General features: G+C 51.2%; 8 protein-coding genes. All 8 read left to right on the top strand.

What is annotated here, in order from left to right; all coding sequences use genetic code 11:
* Nucleotides 1-68 precede the first annotated feature (68 nt).
* Nucleotides 69-1,294, top strand: a protein-coding gene (locus AADEFJLK_RS07425) for an IS3 family transposase (RefSeq protein WP_428839023.1) whose coding sequence is annotated in 2 segments (ribosomal slippage) — nt 69-345 and nt 345-1,294 — 1,227 coding nt in all. Because the reading frame shifts where the segments join, the coding sequence is not laid out codon by codon here.
* A 447-nt stretch (nt 1,295-1,741) separates the two neighbouring features.
* Nucleotides 1,742-1,981 carry a DUF2281 domain-containing protein gene (locus AADEFJLK_RS07420; RefSeq protein WP_103973824.1) on the top strand — a complete coding sequence of 80 codons (240 nt, stop codon included), beginning with the start codon at nt 1,742-1,744 and terminating at the stop codon, nt 1,979-1,981.
* Entirely contained in the window at nt 1,978-2,382 is a 405-nt protein-coding gene (locus AADEFJLK_RS07415) for a type II toxin-antitoxin system VapC family toxin (protein ID WP_103973823.1), read from the top strand. Before AADEFJLK_RS07420 ends, AADEFJLK_RS07415 begins: the two co-directional genes overlap by 4 nt.
* 44 nt (nt 2,383-2,426) lie before the next feature.
* On the top strand, nt 2,427-3,548 hold the full coding sequence (gene proB, locus AADEFJLK_RS07410) for a glutamate 5-kinase (protein ID WP_103973822.1): 1,122 nt from the start codon (nt 2,427-2,429) through the stop codon (nt 3,546-3,548).
* Between the two features lie 148 nt (nt 3,549-3,696).
* Nucleotides 3,697-3,912, top strand: a complete 216-nt coding sequence (locus tag AADEFJLK_RS07405; RefSeq protein WP_103973821.1) for a (2Fe-2S)-binding protein — start codon at nt 3,697-3,699, stop codon at nt 3,910-3,912.
* 17 nt (nt 3,913-3,929) lie between these two features.
* Nucleotides 3,930-4,394: a bacterioferritin gene (gene bfr, locus AADEFJLK_RS07400; protein WP_088618449.1), complete on the top strand. Its 465-nt coding sequence runs from the start codon at nt 3,930-3,932 to the stop codon at nt 4,392-4,394.
* 80 nt (nt 4,395-4,474) lie between these two features.
* Nucleotides 4,475-5,464 carry an oxygen-dependent tRNA uridine(34) hydroxylase TrhO gene (gene trhO, locus AADEFJLK_RS07395; RefSeq protein ID WP_103973820.1) on the top strand — a complete coding sequence of 330 codons (990 nt, stop codon included), beginning with the start codon at nt 4,475-4,477 and terminating at the stop codon, nt 5,462-5,464.
* Nucleotides 5,465-5,467: 3 nt separating this feature from the next.
* Nucleotides 5,468-6,025 carry a DNA-3-methyladenine glycosylase I gene (locus tag AADEFJLK_RS07390; RefSeq protein ID WP_088618451.1) on the top strand — a complete coding sequence of 186 codons (558 nt, stop codon included), beginning with the start codon at nt 5,468-5,470 and terminating at the stop codon, nt 6,023-6,025.
* Nucleotides 6,026-6,058: the final 33 nt, after the last annotated feature.

Below are 6,058 nucleotides of genomic sequence, written 5' to 3'. Positions count from 1 at the left end.
CGTATAGTGGACCCATAAAAACAGACAATAATTTAAGATGGTGTCCATCATAAAACAGGTGGATAAAAATGAGTGAGAAAAAGCGTAAATTGATGACTGGGGCACAAAAGGCGAAGGTGGCGTTGGAGGCGGTCAAAGGTACAAAGACGGCCAATGAGATAGCCCAAGAACACGGTGTGCACCCGACGCAAGTCGGCCTCTGGAAAAAAGCCTTGCTGGAGAATGCCGGGCAACTGTTTGAGACGAAGCGCGGCCCGAAGGCGGTTGACCCGCAAAGCGACCCCGAACGCCTGTACGCCAAAATCGGGCAACTCAATATGGAGTTGGATTGGCTGAAAAAAAAGTCCGGGATCAACCCTTAAGCCTCCGGCAAACATGGGTTGACCCCAATGACGGGCGGTTAGCAATAACAGCCCAATGCCGTTTGGCAAGCATAGCCCGGTCGACCGTGTACACGGGTAAAGCGGAAAGGGTTGACGGGTTCGAGCTGATGTTGCTGCGCCTGTTGGACGAGGAATACACCCGCCACCCCTTTTTCGGCAGCCGGAAAATGGTGGTTTGGCTACGCGCCGAAGGCCATTGCGTGAACCGCAAGCGTGTGCAGCGCCTAATGCGCACCTTAGGCTTGGCGGGGATGGCACCCGGCCCCAACACCAGCAAAAGCCACCCGGCGCACGCGGTTTACCCGTATTTGCTCAGGGGCTTGGGCATTGTCCGCCCGAACCAAGTCTGGAGCACAGACATAACCTATATCCGGCTGGCGCACGGTTTTGTCTACCTGGCGGCCGTCATCGACTGGTACAGCCGTAAGGTTTTGGCTTGGGAAGTGTCGAACACGATGGATGTCGGCTTTTGCGTGGATTGCTTGGCAACTGCGCTCAGGCTCTACGGGATACCCGAAATCTTCAACACCGACCAAGGGGCGCAGTTCACCAGCGACAAATGGATAGCCGTACTCAAGGACAACGGCATCACCATCAGCATGGACGGGCGCGGGAGGGCGTTGGACAATATTTTTGTCGAACGGCTATGGCGGAGCGTCAAGCATGAGGATGTGTATCTGAAAGGTTACGCCCATTTGCCGGAATTGCTGTCAGGGTTGGCGGACTATTTTGTCTTCTACAACAGCGGACGCTACCACCAATCACTGGGCTATAAAACGCCTGATGAAGTCTATCGGACAGCGGTCGGCGGCGGGGCTAAAATAGCAGACCATTTTAGCGACAAACGAAATGTTTCAAACGGAGAAACGGGGCAGCGCCAATCCGCTGCAATGGCAATGACACTATCTTAAACTAGGCTAAATATTGTCTGGACAATGGGGTCCACTTAACCGCCTCGCGCAACAGGGCAAAACCTTAGCATCCAAACCCGCCAAGGAGCTAAAGAAGCCGATGTAGAATCTCGTTATCTTGGTGCAATGCCCATATTGCATACCAATTTACAAAATGGCCGCACTACTTAATTCCCGTACCAGAACGGCACTGCATGGATGTGTTATAGATGCCGTCACTCATTAAGAGACACACAGGCAGGCCAAGATGATTTATTTGGTTAGGCGCGAGGTTAAAGCCCTCGGCAAAGGCTAAAGACCTTTGCACTCCACTGGAGAGGCCGCACCGAACGGAGTGCAATGGTCTTCAGCCATTGCACGATAGCCTGACCGTGTATACCAATGTTTAACCTGTCGTTTGCTTAACGCCGGACTCTATAACCTCCCTACAGCCTAAGAGACATCCTAATGAATCATATCCACGCCATCACAATACACAGCCAGCACCTGCCGGAGCATTTACAAAAAGAAGTGTTGGATTTTATTTGCTTCTTAGAAACGCGCTATTCATTTCCCACAGCAACAGCCCAAGATCATGAATTGACCGATACCGAGATTGAGCAAGCCTGCGGCATATTAACCGCCGCGCACGGTGTTAGTTTAGAGCAAATGGATGAAGCGATAAAAAGCCGTGGCGGAAGCTTATGATTGCTGTTGACACTAATATCGTCGTGCGATTATTAGTTAATGACCCAACAGCCCAAGCTCAAGTCGCTTTAGCGAAAGCTCTTTTAAAACGTGCCAAATACGTTTATGTGCCGCAAATTGTGCAAGTAGAAACCGTTTGGGTTTTGGAAAAATCTTACCAATTCGATAAGGCCGCTGTGCTAACTGCATTAAAGCATCTACAAAAATCCCCGCTTTTTATTTTGCAACACAAAGCACAATTTGATGCAGCCTTAGCCACTTTTGCAACACACCATGCAGATTTTTCTGATTGCCTAATTTTGTCTGATTGCTTAGAAAACACCCATCAATTATTTACCTTTGATAGAAAATTTGCCCGCCTACAGGCGGTCACATTACTGAATGAAAAACAATTCGTGTAACCACTAACTGTATTGAATGCTAAAAAAACAGGGAATAACAAACCGTGAGCAGAACACACTTTAAAAACGTCAAACGGGTGGTCGTTAAAATCGGCAGTTCCCTGTTAACCAAAGGCGGACAAGGGCTGGATAAAGCGTCTATTGCCGCTTGGGTCCAACAAATGGCCGAATTGCGCCAGCAAGGCATTGATATCGTGCTGGTGTCATCCGGCTCGGTCGCCGAAGGCATGAGCCGCTTAGGCCTAAAAAGCCGCCCAAAAACCCTGCACGAATTGCAAGCGGCGGCGGCAGTCGGGCAAATGGGGCTAGTGCGGACATTTGACGACAACTTCCAAGCCCATGGCCTCCATGCCGCGCAAGTGCTGTTAACGCACGATGATCTGTCAGACCGCCAACGCTATCTCAATGCGCGTAGCACTTTACTGACCTTGCTGAATTTCGGTGTCGTCCCGGTCATCAATGAGAATGACACCGTCGCCACCGAGGAAATCCGTTTCGGCGATAACGACACCCTCGCCGCGCTGGTCGCCAATTTGATTGAAGCCGAGCTGCTGATTATCCTCACTGACCAACAAGGCCTGTTCACAGGCGACCCCGGCTTATATCCCGACGCGACACTCATTCCAGAAATCAGCGTCAATGATGACCGGCTGGAAAAAATGGCGGGCGACAGCCGCAGCGGCTTAGGGCGCGGCGGCATGTCCACCAAAGTCCGCGCCGCACGACTAGCCTCGCGTTCGGGCGCGGCCACCGTGATCGCCTCCGGCGGTGCGGCGCACGTCATCAGCACAGTCATCGCAGGCCACGAACTCGGCACTTATTTCGTGCCTGACATAGAACCATTAGCCGCACGGAAACGCTGGCTGGCAGGGCAATTGCAAGTCAGAGGGCAATTGGTCTTGGATGCGGGCGCGGTAAAAGTGTTAAAAAGCGACGGCAAAAGCTTGTTGCCCGTCGGCATTAAAACCGTCTCCGGCCAATTTGAGCGCGGCGAACTGGTGTCGTGCGTCGATGAAAGCGGCGCGGAAATCGCCCGCGGCCTGATTAATTACGGCATTAACGATGCCCGCCTGATCGTCGGCAAAAGCAGTTCGGAATTTGAGAAAATTTTGGGCTATGCCGACGATGCCGAAATGATCCACCGCGACAATATGGTGCTGATTTAAGTGCTTTTTCTTGCCGCAGATGCCCTGAGCATCATCTGCGGCAAAACCGTTACAGTTTGTTTCCTAAATAAGCTAATATTCCGCTTTATCTTTGTAATGAGAATTGTTATTATTTACACAACATTTTTCCTTTCGGAGATACCCCCCCATGTATGTATGTGTCTGTAAAGCCGTCACCGACAAGCAAATAAAAACCGCTATAGATAACGGCGTTTGTACCCGCCGTCAACTGTTTGAATGCTTTGGGGTTGGCAGCGATTGCGGCAAATGTAATAAGCATGTGAAAGAATTGCTTAACCAAAACTCAACGGGTTACTCTATAATGCCCTCGGCTGTAAACCAACCCCTCCTCAACGCCGCTTAAGCCCTATAGGTACGACTATGAAAGGTGACACAAAAGTTATTGAATTCCTCAATAAAGCCCTGACCAATGAATTGACCGCCATTAACCAGTATTTTTTACATGCGCGGATGTACAAGAATTGGGGCTTTAAGAAACTGAACGAAAAGGAATACCACGAATCCATTGATGAAATGAAACACGCCGATTTATTAATCGAGCGGATTTTATTTCTGGAAGGCCTGCCCAATCTGCAAAGCTTGGACAAGCTGATGATCGGCGAAAACCCGCAAGAAATGCTTAGCTGTGACCTGAAACTGGAGCAGATAGCCATCCCTTTGCTACGCGAAGCGATTGCATACTGCGAAACCGTCAAGGATTACATCTCCCGCGAGATCTTAGAGCGCATCCTTGAAAACGAAGAAGAGCATGTCGATTGGCTGGAAACCCAGTTTGAATTGATTGGCCAAGTCGGCATCCAAAACTACTTGCAATCGCAAATGTAAGCACCCAAACCTGCGGCCATTTCGGTATAATACGCCTTTTTTGTCCTGGATTTACGTTCCAGCCTACAATAAGGAAGACCATGCCCCCTATCGTTGTTTGCGCCCTTTACAAATTTGTCACCCTCGAAAACTTCCAAGCCTTACGCCAACCGTTGCTTGACGTTATGGAAGACCAACACCTGCGCGGCACCTTGCTGCTCGCCAGCGAAGGCATTAACGGCACAGTAGCCGGTAGCCGCGCCGGTATCGACACTTTACTGGCTTGGCTACGCCAAGACCGGCGTCTGGCGCAGTTAGATTACAAAGAATCCTACACTGACACCCTGCCCTTTAACCGCCCTAAGGTCAAGCTGAAAAAAGAAATCGTCACCCTCGGTGTCGAGGGCATTGACCCGTTGCGCGTAGTCGGCACTTACGTCAGCCCCAAAGACTGGAACCAACTGATTTCAGACCCCGATGTCGTGGTGATCGACACCCGCAACGATTACGAGTACCAAGTCGGTACTTTTAAGAACGCGGTCAACCCCAAAACCGACAGCTTCCGACAATTCCCCGATTTTGTCAAAACCCATCTGAACCCCGACCAGCATAAAAAAGTCGCCATGTTCTGCACGGGCGGGATACGTTGCGAAAAATCCACCGCCTATTTAAAAGAGCAGGGTTTTAGCGAAGTCTACCACCTGCAAGGCGGCATTTTAAAATATCTGGAAGAAGTGCCGGTCGAAGAGACGCTATGGCAGGGCGAATGCTTTGTGTTTGACGAACGCGTCACCGTCAACCACCAGTTAGAAAAAGGCGATTACGACCAATGTAACGCCTGCCGCTTGCCCATCACCGAAGCCGACAAAACCAGCCCCCTCTACCAGCAAGGCGTAAGCTGCCCACACTGTTACAATAAAGTGACCGCCGAACAAAAAGCCCGTTTTCAGGAGCGCGAAAAGCAAATGGCACTCGCCAAACACCGTGGCGAAGCCCATATCGGTGCCGATGCTGCCAAGGCGCTGGTTGCCAAACGCGCCGCCAAACTGCGCCGCCTGCAAACCCGCCAAGCCGACACCGAACAGGCCTAAGATATGGACAAATGCCCCTGGGCGCTGGCAAGCCCCCTAGAAGAACACTATCATGATACCGAGTGGGGCGTACCTGTCCATGATGACCGCTTGCTGTTTGAGTTTCTGATCTTGGAAGGGGCGCAAGCGGGTTTAAGCTGGGCGACCATCCTGAAAAAACGCGACGGCTATCGGCAAGCTTTCAACCATTTCGATGCCGCCCGTATCGCCTGTTATGACGCGGCAAAAATTCAAGAACTATTGGCCAACCCCGGCATCGTCCGCAACCGCCTAAAAGTCCAAGCCACTATCGGCAACGCCCAGGCCTTTCTGGCCATACAAGCCGAATTTGGCAGCTTTGCCGCCTATATCTGGCAGTTTGTCGGTCATCAGCCTGTGCAAAACACTTGGGCGACCCTGCGCGACGTACCCGCCAGCACCGCCCAGTCCGATGCCATGAGCAAAGACTTAAAAAAACGCGGCTTTAAATTTGTCGGCAGCACCATTTGCTATGCCTATATGCAGGCGACCGGCATGGTCAACGACCACCTTATTGGCTGTTTTCGGCATGGGCAAACATAAAAATTCGCACCGAGCCTGTTAAGGGGCTACTAT

The organism is Methylovulum psychrotolerans, assembly GCF_002923755.1.
GTDB classification, from domain to species: domain Bacteria; phylum Pseudomonadota; class Gammaproteobacteria; order Methylococcales; family Methylomonadaceae; genus Methylovulum; species Methylovulum psychrotolerans.
The sequence above is the reverse complement of the archived record's forward strand: the minus strand, read 5'-3'. Positions and strand labels throughout refer to the sequence as shown.